This is a genomic window from Rathayibacter sp. AY1E3, assembly GCF_002932235.1.
Classification (GTDB): Bacteria; Actinomycetota; Actinomycetes; order Actinomycetales; family Microbacteriaceae; genus Rathayibacter.
In genome coordinates this window covers 23,937-38,074 of record NZ_PSVN01000016.1, presented here as the reverse complement: position 1 = coordinate 38,074, position 14,138 = coordinate 23,937, and the positions used below count along the sequence as shown (strand labels likewise).

Below are 14,138 nucleotides of genomic sequence, written 5' to 3'. Positions count from 1 at the left end.
GACTTCTGCGGGGTCGCGAGCCGGCACCGCCGGCCCGCCCCCCGCGAGCGGCCGGCGCCTCCCCCCTGAGGCGCCGGCCGCTCAGCCTCGCGCCACCGACCAGGGGGTCCGCAGCGCCCGCTCGGCGAGGAACCGCCGCTCCCCCGTGATCGACACCTCCGCCGTCACCGCCGCGTCCGCCGCCGAGGCGCCGGCCGTCAGCCGCAGCGGCCCCGGGTCCACGGCGAGCCGGCCGTCCTCCCCCGTCACCGCGAGCCGGGCCGCGTCGACGTGGAAGTGCACCGTCAGCGTCTCGCCCGCCGCGATCGGCACGCGCGCGAAGCCGATGAGCTGCGCGACCGGCCGCACCACCGCCGAGGTCGGGTAGCCCGCGTAGAGCTGCATCACCTCGACCGTGTCGGCGCCGTCGTTCCGGAGCGACACCGCCACGTCGAGCGATCCGCCGACCGGCAGCTCCGCCGCCGTCGCCAGCTCCGTATACGTCACCGCGCCGCGGGTCAGCCCGTAGCCGAACGGGTAGAGCGGAGTCGCGTCCAGCGCCGTGATCCCGGGGTTCGAGAGCCCGAGCGACGGCTGCAGGTACGTGGTCGACGCGGACGGGAGCCGTGGGATCTGCACGGGCAGCCGCCCGGTCGGAGCCACGCGGCCCGAGAGCACGCCGGCGACCGCAGCCGCCCCGTCCGCTCCCGGGAAGAACGCCTGCACGAGTCCGCGCGCCGCTCCGAACGCCCCGAGCGCGTAGGGCCGGCCCGAGAGGACGACCACCACGGTGGGCACGCCGGTCTCGAGCACGGCCGTCACCAGCGGCTCCTGCGCTCCGGGGAGGCGGAGGTCGGCCGCGTCGCAGCCCTCGCCCGAGGTGCCGTCGCCGAAGAGCCCGGCGATGTCGCCGACCACGACGACCGCCGCATCGGAGCCGCGGACGAGGTCCACCGCCTCCTGCACGTCGTCGGTCGACGCGGAGGTGATCGAGCCGCCCTCCGCGAAGCGCACGCGCGACGCTCCGAACTCCTCCTGCAGCGCCGTCAGCACCGTCGGGATCGACAGGCCGAGGTCGTGCCCGGGGTGCTTGGAGAGCACGTGGTTGGGGAACGCGTAGCAGCCCACCAGGCTGCGGAACTGGTCCGCGGCCGGTCCCACGACGGCGAGCGAGCCGGAGGACAGCAGCCCCGCGACGTCCTCGTCGCGCAGCAGCACGACCGACTCCTCCGCGATCCGCGACGAGATCGCGCGGTTGCGTGCGCTGTCGAGGTCGACGTCCTCGGCTCCCTCGGGCACCAGCGGGCCGCCGTCGAGCAGGCCCGCCTCGAACTTGTGGCGGAGGTGCCTGGCCACGGAGCGGTCGAGGTCGGCCTCGTCGACCACGCCCTCGCGGATCAGGCGCGGCAGCTCGCCGTACGCCGCCGTCTGCGGCAGCTCGACGTCGACCCCGGCGTGCAGCGCCAGCCGCCCCGCGTCGGCCGCGTCGACCGCGACGTGGTGCATGGCCTGGAGGAACGGCACCGCCCAGTAGTCGGCGACGACCGTGCCCTCGAAGCCCCAGCGATCGCGGAGCAGCGTCGTCAGCAGGTGCCGGCTGGCGCTGCTGGGCACGCCGTCGATGTCGGTGTACGAGGTCATCACGCTGCGGGCTCCGCCGTGCCGCAGGGCGGCCTCGAACGGAGGCAGCACCGTGTCGGCGAGCTCGCGCAGTCCCATGCTCACGGGTCCGTGGTTGCGGGCGCCGCGGGAGGCGGCGTACCCGGCGAAGTGCTTCAGCGTCGCGACGACACCGGTCCCCTCCAGCCCCGCGACGTAGGCGGCGCCGAGCTGCGAGACCAGGTACGGGTCCTCGCCGAGGGTCTCCTCGACGCGGCCCCAGCGGTAGTCCTTCACGACGTCGACGACCGGGGCGAGGCCCTGGTGGATGCCGAGGGCGCGCATGTCCGAGCCGATCGCCTCCGCCATCTCGCCCACGAGCTCCTCGTGGAAGGTGGCCGCCCAGGCGAGCGGAGTGGGGAACGCGGTCGCGCCGTACGCGGCCAGGCCGGTGAGGCACTCCTCGTGCGCGATGGCCGGGATGCCGAGGCGGCTGCCGGCGACCACGCGCTCCTGCAGCTCGCGGAGCCGACGGACGCCCTCCGGGACGGTGACCGGCTCGGTGCCGAACACGCGGGTCAGCTGGCCGAGGCCGCCGGTGAAGAGGTCGTCGCCCGTGGCGGGCCCGTCGTCGAGCTTCGGAGCGAAGTCGTCGGCGGAGTCGGTGAGCCAGACGGAGCCGAGCTGCGCCGCCTTCTCCTCGAGGGTGAGTTCCTGGGTCAGGAGGCGGGCGCGCTCGGCCGGAGGCAGAGCGCGGTCCCGCCAGTCCCGCCCGGGAGGACGCGCGGCGTCCGTCCCGGGCAGTGCTGGGGAAGCGTCGTGCATCAGCCCTTGAACGCCCCGTCCATGATCCCGGACACCATCCGGCGGCCGACGAAGAAGAACGCGATCAGCAGCGGGAGGGTGGCCATGAACGATCCGCCCATCGCCAGGGCGACGTCGATCGAGCGGTTGGCCTGCAGCTGCTTCAGCGCGATCTGCACCGTGAACAGCTCCGGCGACTTGAGGACGATGAACGGCCACATGAAGTCGTTCCAGACCGCGGTGAACGTGATCAGTCCGAGGACGAACGCCGCGGGGCGGACCACCGGGAAGGCGATGCGCCAGAACAGCTGCCACGAGTTGGCGCCGTCGATGCGGGCCGCCTGGATCAGCTCGTCGCTGACCGTCGTGGACATGTGCTGCCGCATCCAGAAGATGCCGAAGGCGCTGGCCAGGCCCGGCACGATGATCGCCTGGAGGGTGTCGACCCAGTCGAGCGCCGAGACGATCAGGTACTGCGGGATGATGCTCAGCTGCGCCGGCACCGTCATCGTCAGCAGCACGATGAGGAACAGCACGTTGCGACCCGGGAACTGCAGCTTCGCGAAGGCGAAGCCGGCCATCGCGCAGAGGATCGCCGAGATGACGGCGATGCTCAGCGACACGATGAGGCTGTTCAGCATCGAGGCGATGAACGGGACGGTGTCGAACACCTTCTCGGCGATCGCCATGAAGTTCGTGCCCGGGTACAGGCGCGGCGGGATCGACGTGACGGCGGTCGCTCCGACCGACGCGACGACGAACATGTAGTAGAGCGGGAAGATCGAGACGAGCACCGCGATCACGAGGAAGACGTAGGTCGGCCAGCCGACTCCGCCGCCCTTCCCGTGCCGCTTCGGCAGCTGTGCCTTCTGGACCGTGGGGGCCAGCGTCTGCGGGACGGCCTGGTCGATCACATCCGACATCAGACGGCCTCCTTCCGGGTGCGGGTGGAGAGGTAGAAGTTGAGGAGGGAGACGAGGACCACGATCACGAACAGCACGACGCCGATGGCGGATCCGTAGCCGAACTTGAACTGGCCGAAGCCCTGCTCGTAGAGGAAGAGCGCCAGCGTCTGGCACTGCCGGCCGGCGCCGCAGGTGAGGCCCGATTCGGGAGCCACCAGGAGCGCCTCCGTGAAGATCTGCAGACCGCCGATGGTCGACATGATCACGGTGAAGACGATGATCGGGCGCAGCGCCGGGATCGTCAGGTGGCGGAACTGCTGCCAGCTGGACGCGCCGTCGACGGAGGCCGCCTCGAACATCTCGCGGGGCAGCGACTGCAGGCCCGCCAGGTAGAGGAGCGTGTTGTAGCCGAACCAGCGCCAGAAGACCATCGTCGAGATGACGATCCAGGAGCCGTAGTTCGTGGCGAGGAAGTTGATCGACGGCAGTCCGAAGATGCCGAGGAACCAGTTGATCAGGCCGAAGTTCTTGTCGAAGATCTGCGCGAACACGATCGCGGTCGCCGCGACGGAGGTGATGTACGGCACCAGCAGAGCCATGCGGAAGAAGTTCGCCCAGCGGAGGCGGGCGTGGTTCAGCAGGTGCGCGAGGAAGAGGGCGAACAGCAGCTGGGGCACCGTCGAGATGATGAAGATGCCGAAGGTGTTGACCAGCGCGTTCCAGAACCGGGAGTCGGCGAAGAGCTGCTGGAAGTTCGCGATGCCGACGAAGGTCTGCTCGCCGATCGGGTTCCAGTCGAAGAGCGAGACGTAGAACGTGAACAGGAGCGGGAAGAGCCCGAAGACGATGAAGATGATGAAGAAGGGCGCGACGTACGCGTAGGGGGCGATCCGCTCCGAGAGGGAGTTGCGGATCCGCGCGGCCTTCTGGACCGGCGCGCTGGGCTGCTTGCGCTGCTTGCGGGGTGGTGCTGCTGTCACCGTTGACACGGGAGTACCTCCGTCGAGAAAGGGGGGAGGGGCCCGGCGCGCGAGGCGCCGGGCCGCTCGGGTGGGTGGGGCGATCAGCCGCCGATGGCCTGCTTGGCCGTGTCGAGTGCGGTCGACCACGCCTTGTCGGAGGTCACGTTGCCGGCCTCCAGCTCGACGAGGGTGTTGAGGAGCGCCCCGTTGATCGGGGTGGTGTCCGGTCCGTTGTAGAAGGACGGGAACTGCTCGACGGAGGTCGCCATGACCTCGCCGATCTTCGAGTCGCCGAAGAACGGGTCGGTGTACGACTGGACCTCTTCGCTGGCGACCGCCTCGGTGGCGGCGGGCAGCGTGCCCGAGGCCTTGAAGTGGTCGGTCTGGCCCTCGGCCGACATCATCGTCTTGATGTACTGCCAGGCGGCCTCGGGGTGCTCGGCGCGGGCGGGGATGGCGATGACGCTGCCGCCCCAGTTGCCGCCGATGCCGGGGACGCTGGTGACGCGCCAGTTGCCGGCGGTGTCGGGGGCGTCGGTCTTGATGCCGGCGAGGATCCACGAGGGGGCGATCGTCACGGCGAAGGCGCCGTTCGCGCGGCCCGGAGCCCAGCCCGAGGACCAGGCGGCGATGCCGGCGCTGATGCCGGCGTCCTTGGTGTCCACGGCGACCTGGAACGCGTCCTTCACCTGCGGGTTGGTGTCGTAGACCAGCTCGCCGTCGGGCGAGTAGTACTTCTCCGAGACCTGGTTGACGGTCGAGAAGAAGACGCTGGTCTCGATGTTGTCGACGAACGGCTTGCCGGTCGCCTCGGTGTACTTCTTGCCGGTCTCGATGAAGGACGGCCAGTCCTTCCAGAGCTCGGCGACCTGGTCGGGCTCGGTCGGCAGGCCGGCCTGCTCGAAGAGGTCGGCGCGGTAGGCGAAGCCCAGTCCGCCGACGTCGGTCGGGACGCCCACGACGGAGCCGTCGTCGGCGGTCGCGGCGGAGGCGGCCCACGGGAGGTAGGTCGAGGCGACGTCGTCGCCGCCGAGGGTGCGCAGGTCGAGGAAGTTCGAGCTGTTGGCGACGAACTGGGGCAGGTCGTCGTTCTGGATCATGACCAGGTCGGGCACCTTGCCGCCGGCGAGGGCCGCGGTGAGGGCGGTGGCGGTCTCGGTCGTGCTGCCGACCTCGGAGAGCTTGATCTTCGCGTCGGGCATCTTCGCGAGGTACTCGTCGACGCTGTCCTTGGCGTTGATGCCGGTGAAGGACCAGAAGGTGGCTTCGGCGTTCGGGTCGTCCGAGGCGCCTCCTCCCCCTCCGGACGAGCACCCGGTCAGGGTGAGCGCGACTACTGCTGCTGCGGCGGCTACGGCCATCAGGCTTCTTTTCACGACAATTCCTCTTCGTTGGGGATTCGCAGGGTTTCGGTGAGGGCGGGCCTCAGAGAACGATCTCTTGGCGGCCAACCTAACCCGCCCGCGAGCACGACGCAAGCGAGAACCGGTCTCCGCGAGATAACGATCTCCGCCTAGTATCAAAGGGAAGTTTCGCAAATCGAGCAGTTCCGGACGGCCGCCCGCCGCCCCGTGCGAGTCTTCACTCCGACGTTCTCCCCACCGTGCTCCGCGGGGAGGCGCGGAAGCCGGAACCTCCCCTCGCAGAAGGAAGCAGCATGACTCGACCCACGCTGGTGGACGTCGCCCAGGCCGCGGGCGTCTCGCGCGCCACCGCCGCCCGGGTGCTCGCAGGCGGCACCAATGTCGACGTCCGGATGACCGCCGCGGTCGAGCGCGCCGCGAAGTCCCTCGGCTACGAGGCGAACAGCGCCGCCCGGATGCTCCGCGGCGGGCGGGCCGGGGCCATCGCCCTGATCGTCGCCTTCAACGAGCTCGACAGCCTCACCGGGACGTTCTTCACCTCGGTGCTGAAGGGCGCCGCGAAGGGCCTCTACGCCGGCGAGGTGCAGCCCGTGCTGCTGCCCGCCGACCACGACGACAGCGACCGCATCCCCCGCTTCCTCCGCTCGCGGGCCGTCGACGGCGCGATCGTGATCCTCCAGCACGAGATCACCCACCTCGCCCAGGCGCTGGCCGACTCCCCCGTGCCGATCGCCTGGGTCGGCCGCCCTCGCGTCGCCCTGCCCGAGGACGCGATCGTCATCGACTCCGACAACTACGGAGGCGGCCGCCTCGCCGCCCGCGCGCTCGCCGACTCCGGCCGCCGGCGCCTGGGCATCATCGCCGGCCCGCACGACATGGAGCCCGCCCGCGACCGCATCCGCGGCTGGCGCGACGAGCTGACCGAGCTCGGTCTCGACTCCAGCCCGATCGTGCACGGCGCCTTCACCCTCGAGAGCGGTTCCGCCGCGATGGCCCGCCTCCTGCAGCGCCACCCCGACCTCGACGGCGTCTTCGCCTCCTCCGACCTGATGGCCAACGGCGCGATCCGCGTGCTCCAGGCGTCCGGCCGCCGCGTCCCCGCCGACGTCTCCGTCATCGGCTTCGACGACGTCGTCATCGCGACCACCTCGGATCCGACCCTCACGACCATCCGGCAGCCCCTGGAGGACATGGGCCGCGTCGCCGCCGAGACCGTCGTCGCCGTCGTGCAGGGCCGCCCGGTCGACCGGCAGCCGATCCTCGCGACGACCCTCGTGCAGCGCGAGTCCGCATGACCCCGCCTCCCCCGCACCGCCTGATCGTCAGCACCGACGCGGCGAACGAGGCCGACGACCAGTTCGCGATCGTCCAGGCGCTGCTGACCGAGACCCTCGACGTCCGCGGCCTCGTCGCCGCGCACTTCGGCCGGCCGGGGAGCATGCCGGAGTCGCGCGCCGAGATCGACCGCATCGTGGAGTTGGCGGGATCGACGGTGACCGTCGTCGACGGCGCCGAGTCGGCCCTGCCCGCCGAGGCGTCGGACGGCGCCCGCCTGATCGTGGCCGAGGCGCTGCGCGACGAGGGCCGCCTGTGGATCGCCGTGCTCGGGCCGCTGACCGACGTCGCCGCCGCCCTGCTGCTCGAGCCGTCGATCGCCTCCCGCGACATCGTGGTCGTCTGGGTCGGCGGCCCGCCCTACGACGAGATCCGCGCCTACAGCCCCGAGTTCAACCTGATCAACGACGTCGACGCCGCGAACCGCGTCCTCGAGTCGGGCATCGCCCTCTGGCAGATCCCGATGCCCGTCTACTCCGGAGTCGGAGTCGGGCACGCCGAGCTGCGGACGCGCCTGCGCGGAACCAGCCCCCTCGGCGACTACCTGGTGGACCAGCTGATCGCGTTCAACGACACCATCCCGTACGGGCCGCTCGACTTCCGGTCGCTGGGCGACAGCCCGGCCATCGGCGCCGTGATGAACCCCGCCGGCGGACGCTGGCGGGAGCGCCGCGCACCGCGGTTCTCCGCGGACGGCGAGCTCCTGCCCGACGCAGGACCGCACACGATCCGGGTCTGCGAGGCGTTCGACACCCGCTGGCTGATCGAGGACCTGTTCGCGAAGCTCGTGGAGTTCGGGGAGCGGTCGGGCGGCGAGCGCTGATGGTCCCTCGTGGCGAGGCATCCGATGCGTGCGCTCGCTGAACAAACGAAGGCCTTCTGCGATGCGAGCGGACACCGCGGGTTGCTCGCACGATCCCGAGATCAGGTGTAAAGACGCAGCTCGGCTTCGAGAAGCGACTCAGCCCTGAGTTCCTTTATGAGTTCTTGAAGAGCTTCCACCGCGACGGTCTCGGCGCGCTCCGAGTCGGTCGCCTTGTGCGCAGCTCTCAGTACCGCTTGATGTCTATCGTAGATCGGATCCTCTGCATAAACAGCCTCGAGCACATCCGCGAAATCGACGAAATACCGGTAGAGAGTGCCGATGCCGACGCTGGCGCGAGCCGCCACCTTGGCGGTTGTCGCCCGATCTCTACCCACCTCGATGACGACTTCGCGTGCCGCCGCGACGATCGCGGCTCGCGTTCGATGAGCTCGATCTTGGAGTGGTTTCACTGGTGTGCTGCGATTTTTCGCTCCTGTCATACCTTTCATCCTCTCACCACACGCCTGGAACGTGACACATACTCATATGGTCGATCGGAGTGTGCTGCCAACGAGAGTCGCATTGCGGGCGGCCCCCGAAGTGATCTCACCAGCGCGCTGGCCGCCACCCTTCCGGCCACGCCAACCGAGGGCGCTGAAGCAAGCGAAAGCGGAGGAGAGAAAGAAGTAGAGCCGAATTCACGAAGATCCGAGTAAGACTCCTCGCTCACGAACGCGCCACTTATCCCGCCACTTGAAGCTCCGCTCTTGACCGTTCCTGACTTCGCTGCAAGCCTTCTTCAAACGCGGAGATCAATCCGCATCTGAAAAAACGCTACAGATGAAAGGCCGTTCGATATGCCATTGAGGGAATTCAGAAGTGCCAATGAGAGTAGAGACAAGAAGCTAAAGGTGGATCGCATGAAGCGTTTCCGTTCCTTCGCTGCAAGCCTGCTTATTGCGGGCATCGCAGCCACCGGAATCGGACTGGTCTCTACGGGACCGGTGATGGCAGCACAACCGCCCGCCGGCTACCCCAGTACAGACACCTTCGCGACGGTGTCGAGCAGTACGCATGGGAGTTTCCCGATCCGGCGCGGCTTCTACGATGCAGACATCGAGCGCGGGTGGGGCCTCGACAAGGTTTTCCACAAGCACAACATCTGGAGCACCAACGCAATGAAGAAGGTGATGGCTTCCACGAACAGCACGCTGCAGGGGAACGGCAATTACAATCTCAAGGCCTACGCGGGCAACTACGACTGCGTCGACGGCAGGTGCGTGCTCCGCGAGCAGGTCGAGTTGCTGGGCATCTACAATCCCCGGTCGTACGACCTGTACTACGGATGGCCCGTCGGCGGAAAGATGGGCATGCAGACCCTCTACTGCAAGCAGGGCGGCGAAGCTCGCTGCGCCGACTGGGTGACGTACTCGATTGACTACCCAGGTGTCGACAACCCGTTTAGCCGGTCGAGCACGCCTGCGGAGGAAGGGCTCACGGCGGACCAACAAGCGAAGCAGGCCGAGATCCTCGCGTCGCCGGAGATCGAGGAGCTGAAGGCAGAGATCGCAAGCGACGTGACCGAGGTCGCGTTCGACTACGCGCCCCTGCCGGAGATCATGTTCACGGAGTAAGTTCGGTCAGTAGCAGAGGAGAAGAAATCTACTCTTCTCCTCTGCTACTGTCGATTAGGAGGAGTTGGGCAATGACACAGGCGGAACATACAGCCGACGCCTTCCTGCGAGGAGTGCGTGTCTTCCTAAAGCAAGATCGTGCTGGTGATATCGAACTTATTCACTGCTGGGCACAGGAACCTAATGACGCCTTCATCCTCTATAGATATCGAAGAGGACCCTCCAACGTTTTCGGGTGGCATGAACAGCTTCTCACGTCCGAAGGAGTGGAAGCCGCACTACTTCATGGTATGGATACAGCCCAAGAGCTTTCGGAACCCGTTGGAACCGCGTCTATCAAGGCTGATGAGAATGGCATCAAATGGGTCGGGCAAGCAATTCATACCAGCCAGCCGAAACTTACCTTCGAGGCAGTGACTTTATTGCGTTCCGCTATGGAACGCTAGAAGAGGTAACGCGGGGCTTCGCAGGCCCGGCGGCGTGGCCCTGTGGCCGGGAAGGGTGGCCGACGGGCATGGGGCTGGGCGTTTACATACCCGCGAGCCCCTGTGGTACCTCCTAGTTGGGTGTGACGGCGGAGGGAGGAGGGAGCGAGCCTTTGCTCGAGCGGTGCGTGTGAGCGCATCGCGTCACTCAGCTCCGAGCACCGTGCTGTCAAGGGGTCGGTTCAGGGTCCTGCGCATGGTGTCCGACCTGATCGGCACCTACGACCGGGAGACGACCTCCGCGAGCATGAACAAGGGTGTGCGCTCGACCACGAGCGCGTTGAAGCGCGAACTGATCCTCGACGTCGCGGAGCTGGCGAACCTCCCCACACCGCGGAAGGGCCGCAAGATCGGGCGCGCGGTGATGATGCCCTCCGGTAACCGTGCCGCGATCCTGCGCACCGTCCCGTGGCTCGACGGACCCAAGGCGCTGGTGGAGTCGATCAACGCCTCCATCGCGAACCACAAAGCGGGCAAGCCCGCACCGACCACGCCGCCCCTCGTCACTACCGCCGCTATGGAGGAAGCATGACCGCAGACGACTTCGACCCGTTCGGCGGTGAGGACTCCGCACCCGCCTCGGAGCACGCTCCGGCGCAAGACGAGGAGGCAGTGACGACGCACTACGGGTCCGCGGATGAGTTCGTGCGCAAGCAGCTCATCAGCACCTACCGGCGCCGGGTGATCGCCTACGGCTCCGGGGGCGGCATGCGCTGGAAAGCGGCCTGGTGGGAGAGCAAGGAGGCAGTGCAGCGCATCGAAGCCCTGTGGCGGGCGTGGGAGGCCGCACGACGAGACGAGACGGACGGGCCGAGCACCTGGTGGGTCAACCACTGCGACCCGCACATGAACGTGCTCCTGTCGATGGATGGGCCGTTCGCGGACTCTCGCGACGAGAACGACGGCGGTGATCCGCTGCCCTACACGCCGCCACCGGTCGGCATGTTCGAGGACGACAACCAGCCTCCGCTCTACACCGAAGTGGTGGCAGCGCGAGACGGCGCCTTACGCTGACCCCAACCACCGGAAACAAGCGCCCTTTTCATCAAAATTGACCTTATGTCAGTTCTCGGCCCATGCCGTCTCGTGATGCATGTCGTGGCGGAATTGGACGCTCAGCGTCCCGCCGATCGATCCCCATTCGGGATGGCACTCAGCCCGGAAAGGCCCTGTGTCATGGGTCGGTGAGAAGCTGGCGCGGTGAGCACGCATTCGGGCCCCGTGCCGCGCAAAGCGCGGCTTAGCGGCAGAGATCGAACGGGATCTCCTCACGGGCGACCGGTCGAGGACGTCCTGCGCAGGCTGCCTGTGGATAACTTCCTCAGCAAGCATTCAGCTTTGACTTTCAGCCGTGTAATTCGTGACCGAAGCGTGACCCAGCTCGAAAAGCAGTCCGTTTCGGCCCCTGACGGCCCCCTGGCGGCTCAAGATCCTGTGGATAAACCAGGAGGTGTTTACCACATTTCCGCTGCGACAGAGGCGCAGAGCGGACCACTGAGTTACAGTTGTGAATGTAAACAGCCCCGATCTGCTCCTGAGCAGATTCGGTGCTCATAGGCAGATCGGGGCCGAGGGTGTCTGTGGAAGGACTCCTTGACCTTAGAGGTTCCATGGCCTCTGCGTGAAGCGGGCTCCGGCCCGTTGACGCGACGCTGCCTCCCTCATATAGAGAAGTGGAGCACGTGATGTCGAAGTCGTCACGGTCGGCCAAGCCCTCGAAGGCTGCCCTGTCGAAGGCGGGAAGGACCCTCGCGTCCGACTCGTCCGGCAAGGCCGCCAAGTCGAAGGCCGGCTCGACCCTCGGAAAGGGCTAGCCCCTAAGGTCCGTGGCTCCTCCCGGAGCCACGGACCCTCGTCGACGTCTCGATGCACGGCACGCTTCCCCAACGCCCGTTCGGGCAGGGAGCTCACACATCACCATGTCATTCACGTTCAACGAAGCAGCGCTTCGCCGCGAATTGCAGCAGCAGGTCCAGTCGACCCTCGACGATGTCGCCCGCAAGCGGAGCCGCGCGCTCGCGGCTCTGCACGGCCGCTATGCCGGTCGACCGGTCAGCGAGATCAAGCCCGCGCTTCAGCGCATCTTCCGCCAGGACGGCGGTGACCTCACCGATCCGGAGCTGAGCCAGTACGCGGAGGCGATCAGCTCCGGGACCAGGATCACCTTCACGGCCGAGAAGGTGCGGTGGTAGTGATGGTGCGCAGAGTCACTCCCTCCCAGCTTCGCAGCATGGTTCGCCAGGCCGAGCAGAAGCAGCGGCAGGCCATCAGTAACTACAACCGGGAAGTCCGCAACTACAACAACAAGGTGCGCCAAGCGGTCAGCACGTACAACCGCGAGGCGTCCGCCCACAACTCGCGTGTCCGCGCCAACCGCCAGCGGCTCGAGCGGGAACTCAGCAAGCTGCGGTCCCAGACGCACTCGTCGACGCGCTATGTCACCTACACCCGATCGGTGTCGACGTTGCAGCGATCCTTCGCCGACGTGGAGTCGGCAGCCACCGAAGGCGCCTGGTCAGACTCGCGCAACTTCCTCGACCTGGCAGAGGGCGAAGCCGCCAACAGCGTCGCAACCCTCAATGCACTGTTGGCTCCGTCAACCGATGACGAGGATCAAGAACCGGAGCTTCGGGTGACGTCGCTCACCAACGAACTCGCGAGCATCGACCCGGAGTTGCAGGACCGGTGGAACGGCGCACTGTTCGCCTTGAGCCCGCAGAACCCGGACGCAGCCCGGCACTTCTGCACGAGCGCCCGCGAGATCCTCGCGAGCATTCTCGATCGAGAAGCGCCCGACTCTGCTGTGAAGCAGGCAAACCCTGAGTACGTACGAACCCCGAACGGAGGCGTGTCCCGCCGCGCGAAGATCCAGTTCTTCCTCGCTCGCACCGGAAACTACGTCGCCGCGCTCGCTCAGTTCGTGGAAGACGACATCGACAGTGTCATCTCGCTCTTCACCGACTTCAACGCCGCAACGCACGGGGGAGCGGGACGATTCGATCTGCCGCAGCTTCAGGTGATCAAGACGCGCGTCGAGCACGCCATTCAGTTCCTGCACCGCTTGGTCCGGTGACACCCGCGGCTCGGGCCACGGGCTGAGACGTCCAATGGTCCGCGCTTGAACTCAGCGAGGCCCAGCACGACTCCCGCGTGCTGGGCCTCGCTGCGTTCACTCTGCAGTGAGGAGAACGGGGGCGAGATCGTCGCGGCGGATTCCCGAGAGCGTACGGAGGTGCCCGGTGACCCTTTCCGCGAACTGCGGGCACTCGGCCCCGCGGAGAGCGTCAGCGAGGGGTCTGCCATCCCTGTCTCGCCAGTAAATCCGCTGCTTGTCCGTCACACGCTGCACGTGTGAGGGCGCTCCGTCATCGATGAGGATGAAGAAGTCATCCGCGCGGTAGACCTCGTAGAGCTCGTCCTCGCTGTCCGAGAATCCGCCGTCGTTGGTCAGCAAGATATCCGCGCCGGCCGCGAGCGCAGCAGCGTGGACGTGGCGATCGTGAGGATCGGTGCCGTTGTACGGAACGGTGGCGTCGAAGTCACCAAGGACCTCATCGACACATTCGACGATCTTCGCCCGCTTTTGAACGATCAGCCGGCCGGGCGCCTCGGGGTGCAGGCGTCGCAACGAGTACTCAACCTCCGCCAGGACGTCCTCACTCGTCACGATCGAGAACATCCGACCGGTCTCCGCGCGAAGCATGAACAACCAGTCCATCAGCGTGCGCGACATGAGAATGTTCGCGTCAACGAAGATGCGCTGGGTCATGGCGCGAGCTTACTGGGCGGCGTGAAGCTCCAGCTCGTCGTCGATCTGACGCAGCTCCTTAAACGCTGCTGCTCTCGCTTCGCTTCGCGCGCGAAGGAACTCTTCGATGTCCGCCGACTTGAAACGAGTGTGAGTGCCAACTCTGATCGACGGGACGAGTCCCTCCCGCGCCATCTTCATGAGCGTGGGGCGAGATACTCCGACGAGATCGGCAGCGACCGTCGATGTGAGCTCCTCGGGCCGTGACGCGATCGAGAACGATGCGCCTTCCGCGGCCTGCTCGAGTATGAACCGGAGGAAGCTCGACACGTTCTCCTGGAGAGGAATCGTGCGGTCGCCGACCTGCACGGAGAAAGTTGTGATCTGCTCATCGCACGCGTCGCGAACGACCGCAGCGGCTTCATTTCGCACGGCCCGGGTGTTTGCTGGTGCCGTGATCGCAAGCGTTCTAGACATGTCCTTCATCCTCCATCACGCGTCTCAACTGATCTGCGCAG

At 67.2% G+C, this 14,138-nt stretch carries 16 protein-coding genes; 9 read left to right on the top strand and 7 right to left on the bottom strand.

Features of this window, described 5'->3' with window-relative positions:
• Positions 1-81: 81 nt before the first annotated feature.
• The 4 genes from C5C53_RS13075 to C5C53_RS13060 form a co-directional block, all read right to left on the bottom strand.
• A complete protein-coding gene (locus C5C53_RS13075) occupies positions 82-2,403 on the bottom strand; it encodes a glycoside hydrolase family 3 N-terminal domain-containing protein (RefSeq protein WP_104267734.1) in 2,322 nt (773 codons plus the stop codon).
• Positions 2,403-3,305 carry a carbohydrate ABC transporter permease gene (locus tag C5C53_RS13070; protein WP_104262300.1) on the bottom strand — a complete coding sequence of 301 codons (903 nt, stop codon included), beginning with the start codon at positions 3,303-3,305 and terminating at the stop codon, positions 2,403-2,405. Before C5C53_RS13070 ends, C5C53_RS13075 begins: the two co-directional genes overlap by 1 nt.
• Positions 3,305-4,267, bottom strand: a complete 963-nt coding sequence (locus C5C53_RS13065) for a carbohydrate ABC transporter permease (RefSeq protein ID WP_104224677.1) — start codon at positions 4,265-4,267, stop codon at positions 3,305-3,307. Before C5C53_RS13065 ends, C5C53_RS13070 begins: the two co-directional genes overlap by 1 nt.
• 83 nt (positions 4,268-4,350) lie before the next feature.
• Positions 4,351-5,610: an extracellular solute-binding protein gene (locus C5C53_RS13060; protein ID WP_104267733.1), complete on the bottom strand. Its 1,260-nt coding sequence runs from the start codon at positions 5,608-5,610 to the stop codon at positions 4,351-4,353.
• A 296-nt stretch (positions 5,611-5,906) separates the two neighbouring features.
• Here C5C53_RS13060 and C5C53_RS13055 point away from each other — a divergent pair, with 296 nt between their 5' ends.
• Both C5C53_RS13055 and C5C53_RS13050 read left to right on the top strand, forming a co-directional pair.
• A complete protein-coding gene (locus tag C5C53_RS13055; protein ID WP_104224675.1) occupies positions 5,907-6,908 on the top strand; it encodes a LacI family DNA-binding transcriptional regulator in 1,002 nt (333 codons plus the stop codon).
• On the top strand, positions 6,905-7,771 hold the full coding sequence (locus tag C5C53_RS13050) for a nucleoside hydrolase (protein ID WP_104262299.1): 867 nt from the start codon (positions 6,905-6,907) through the stop codon (positions 7,769-7,771). Before C5C53_RS13055 ends, C5C53_RS13050 begins: the two co-directional genes overlap by 4 nt.
• A gap of 101 nt (positions 7,772-7,872) precedes the next feature.
• On the opposite strand, the gene C5C53_RS13045 is transcribed toward C5C53_RS13050, so the two are convergent.
• The gene (locus C5C53_RS13045; RefSeq protein ID WP_181127769.1) at positions 7,873-8,253 is read right to left on the bottom strand and encodes a TetR/AcrR family transcriptional regulator; all 381 of its coding nucleotides are present in this window, start codon (positions 8,251-8,253) and stop codon (positions 7,873-7,875) included.
• A 411-nt stretch (positions 8,254-8,664) separates the two neighbouring features.
• On the opposite strand from C5C53_RS13045, the gene C5C53_RS13040 reads away from it, so the two are divergent.
• The 7 genes from C5C53_RS13040 to C5C53_RS13020 all read left to right on the top strand — a co-directional run bounded on the left by C5C53_RS13040 (position 8,665) and on the right by C5C53_RS13020 (position 12,945).
• Complete coding sequence (locus C5C53_RS13040; protein WP_104262297.1) at positions 8,665-9,387, top strand: hypothetical protein; 723 nt, start codon at positions 8,665-8,667, stop codon at positions 9,385-9,387.
• 71 nt (positions 9,388-9,458) lie between these two features.
• Positions 9,459-9,833 (top strand): hypothetical protein, encoded by a 375-nt coding sequence (locus tag C5C53_RS16830; protein WP_146076867.1) that lies wholly within the window; start codon positions 9,459-9,461, stop codon positions 9,831-9,833.
• 235 nt (positions 9,834-10,068) lie between these two features.
• The gene (locus tag C5C53_RS13035) at positions 10,069-10,404 is read left to right on the top strand and encodes a hypothetical protein (RefSeq protein ID WP_104262296.1); all 336 of its coding nucleotides are present in this window, start codon (positions 10,069-10,071) and stop codon (positions 10,402-10,404) included.
• A complete protein-coding gene (locus C5C53_RS13030) occupies positions 10,401-10,886 on the top strand; it encodes a DUF4913 domain-containing protein (RefSeq protein ID WP_104262295.1) in 486 nt (161 codons plus the stop codon). The genes C5C53_RS13035 and C5C53_RS13030 overlap by 4 nt, the downstream gene beginning before the upstream one ends.
• A 671-nt stretch (positions 10,887-11,557) precedes the next feature.
• Positions 11,558-11,686 carry a hypothetical protein gene (locus C5C53_RS17500; protein ID WP_258063410.1) on the top strand — a complete coding sequence of 43 codons (129 nt, stop codon included), beginning with the start codon at positions 11,558-11,560 and terminating at the stop codon, positions 11,684-11,686.
• A gap of 105 nt (positions 11,687-11,791) precedes the next feature.
• The gene (locus C5C53_RS13025) at positions 11,792-12,064 is read left to right on the top strand and encodes a hypothetical protein (protein WP_104262294.1); all 273 of its coding nucleotides are present in this window, start codon (positions 11,792-11,794) and stop codon (positions 12,062-12,064) included.
• A 38-nt stretch (positions 12,065-12,102) separates the two neighbouring features.
• The gene (locus C5C53_RS13020) at positions 12,103-12,945 is read left to right on the top strand and encodes a hypothetical protein (RefSeq protein ID WP_219813770.1); all 843 of its coding nucleotides are present in this window, start codon (positions 12,103-12,105) and stop codon (positions 12,943-12,945) included.
• Positions 12,946-13,041: 96 nt separating this feature from the next.
• Here the strand turns inward: C5C53_RS13020 and C5C53_RS13015 are convergent, their stop codons facing one another.
• Both C5C53_RS13015 and C5C53_RS13010 read right to left on the bottom strand, forming a co-directional pair.
• Complete coding sequence (locus C5C53_RS13015; RefSeq protein WP_104262293.1) at positions 13,042-13,641, bottom strand: PIN domain-containing protein; 600 nt, start codon at positions 13,639-13,641, stop codon at positions 13,042-13,044.
• Positions 13,642-13,650: 9 nt separating this feature from the next.
• Positions 13,651-14,097 (bottom strand): helix-turn-helix domain-containing protein, encoded by a 447-nt coding sequence (locus tag C5C53_RS13010; RefSeq protein WP_181065432.1) that lies wholly within the window; start codon positions 14,095-14,097, stop codon positions 13,651-13,653.
• Positions 14,098-14,138 lie beyond the last annotated feature (41 nt).

Excerpts from the sequence above, each read along its gene's own strand:
- C5C53_RS13075 (WP_104267734.1), bottom strand. The coding sequence starts at position 2,403 with ATGCACGACGCTTCCCCAGCACTGCCCGGGACGGACGCCGCGCGTCCT.
- C5C53_RS13070 (WP_104262300.1), bottom strand. The coding sequence starts at position 3,305 with ATGTCGGATGTGATCGACCAGGCCGTCCCGCAGACGCTGGCCCCCACG.
- C5C53_RS13060 (WP_104267733.1), bottom strand. The coding sequence starts at position 5,610 with ATGGCCGTAGCCGCCGCAGCAGCAGTAGTCGCGCTCACCCTGACCGGG.
- C5C53_RS13055 (WP_104224675.1), top strand. The coding sequence starts at position 5,907 with ATGACTCGACCCACGCTGGTGGACGTCGCCCAGGCCGCGGGCGTCTCG.
- C5C53_RS13050 (WP_104262299.1), top strand. The coding sequence starts at position 6,905 with ATGACCCCGCCTCCCCCGCACCGCCTGATCGTCAGCACCGACGCGGCG.
- C5C53_RS13045 (WP_181127769.1), bottom strand. The coding sequence starts at position 8,253 with ATGACAGGAGCGAAAAATCGCAGCACACCAGTGAAACCACTCCAAGAT.
- C5C53_RS16830 (WP_146076867.1), top strand. The coding sequence starts at position 9,459 with ATGACACAGGCGGAACATACAGCCGACGCCTTCCTGCGAGGAGTGCGT.
- C5C53_RS13035 (WP_104262296.1), top strand. The coding sequence starts at position 10,069 with ATGGTGTCCGACCTGATCGGCACCTACGACCGGGAGACGACCTCCGCG.
- C5C53_RS13030 (WP_104262295.1), top strand. The coding sequence starts at position 10,401 with ATGACCGCAGACGACTTCGACCCGTTCGGCGGTGAGGACTCCGCACCC.
- C5C53_RS17500 (WP_258063410.1), top strand. The coding sequence starts at position 11,558 with ATGTCGAAGTCGTCACGGTCGGCCAAGCCCTCGAAGGCTGCCCTGTCG.
- C5C53_RS13025 (WP_104262294.1), top strand. The coding sequence starts at position 11,792 with ATGTCATTCACGTTCAACGAAGCAGCGCTTCGCCGCGAATTGCAGCAG.
- C5C53_RS13020 (WP_219813770.1), top strand. The coding sequence starts at position 12,103 with ATGGTTCGCCAGGCCGAGCAGAAGCAGCGGCAGGCCATCAGTAACTAC.
- C5C53_RS13015 (WP_104262293.1), bottom strand. The coding sequence starts at position 13,641 with ATGACCCAGCGCATCTTCGTTGACGCGAACATTCTCATGTCGCGCACG.
- C5C53_RS13010 (WP_181065432.1), bottom strand. The coding sequence starts at position 14,097 with ATGTCTAGAACGCTTGCGATCACGGCACCAGCAAACACCCGGGCCGTG.